Here is a 925-nt window from a genome sequence, read left to right on the forward strand (position 1 = left end):
GGTCACGTTGGCCACGGTTGAGGGGGCAACACGATTATACTTCGCAATCTCTTTGCGCTGGTGTGTTTCTCCGTGATTGATGTCGGCATCAAGTAAAATCTGACTGCGTTTCTTGATGGTTTGATTGATCGTTTTGTCTTTCAGGATGTTCTTAAGCCGGGTCACTTCGTCGTCAGTTAAAGCAACGATGTATTTTATAGGACGCATTATTTCACCTTTTTAAATAGAGTCTATCAAAAAAGGTAAAGTATTACAATTAATTTCAAAATCTTGGCTACGATGCACTAGATTTAAGAGCAAAAGGAATCCTCATCAATCATATAAGACCAACTTTACGAATAACAATATTGCAATCGTTGACGATAAATATTATTAAATTACCTAAACTAGGCAAAATTAAATATGCCAGGACAAGAGAAATCGAAGGAAGAATTATTTCAGCAACAGTCAGGAAGAATCCAAGTGGTAAGTATTTTATAGCGATTAATACGGAATGTGAAATTAATGAATTATCTAAAACAAATTCTGAGATTGGCATTGATCTGGGATTAGCTGATTTCGCCATCCTGTCTGATGGAACTAAGATACCCAATATGCATTTTTCCAAACAGTTAGAACAAAAATTAAAAAGAGAAAAACGTAAGTTATCTCATCGTCAATTAATTGCTAAAAAGAGGGTTTGGAAGGATCCTAATAAAACATGGGATCAATGTATGAATTATCGAAAGCAAAAAATTAAAGTGGCTAAATTGTATGAACGAATTAATCATTGTAAAAATGATGGCTCTTCGCTAAAATCCGTGAAATAGGACAGAGTTTGGTAAAGTAGTTTCCAGATAATCTATGAAAATCGGACAAGGGAACGGGTTCAATTGCTCGCTCCACGTTCACCGTCTGATGCCTGAATAAACCTCTCCAGAATGGA

The 925-nt window shown here is 35.8% G+C and carries 2 protein-coding genes; one reads left to right on the forward strand and one right to left on the reverse strand.

Features of this window, described 5'->3' with window-relative positions:
- Nucleotides 1-207: hypothetical protein (locus EWH91_RS14290; RefSeq protein ID WP_206184354.1), on the reverse strand; the 207-nt coding region annotated here is incomplete at its 3' end.
- 149 nt (nt 208-356) lie between these two features.
- On the opposite strand from EWH91_RS14290, the gene EWH91_RS14295 reads away from it, so the two are divergent.
- Complete coding sequence (locus tag EWH91_RS14295; RefSeq protein ID WP_165364344.1) at nt 357-809, forward strand: RNA-guided endonuclease InsQ/TnpB family protein; 453 nt, start codon at nt 357-359, stop codon at nt 807-809.
- Nucleotides 810-925: the final 116 nt, after the last annotated feature.

The sequence above is a fragment of the Sporolactobacillus sp. THM19-2 genome, from assembly GCF_004153195.1.
Taxonomy (GTDB): domain Bacteria; phylum Bacillota; class Bacilli; order Bacillales; family Sporolactobacillaceae; genus Sporolactobacillus.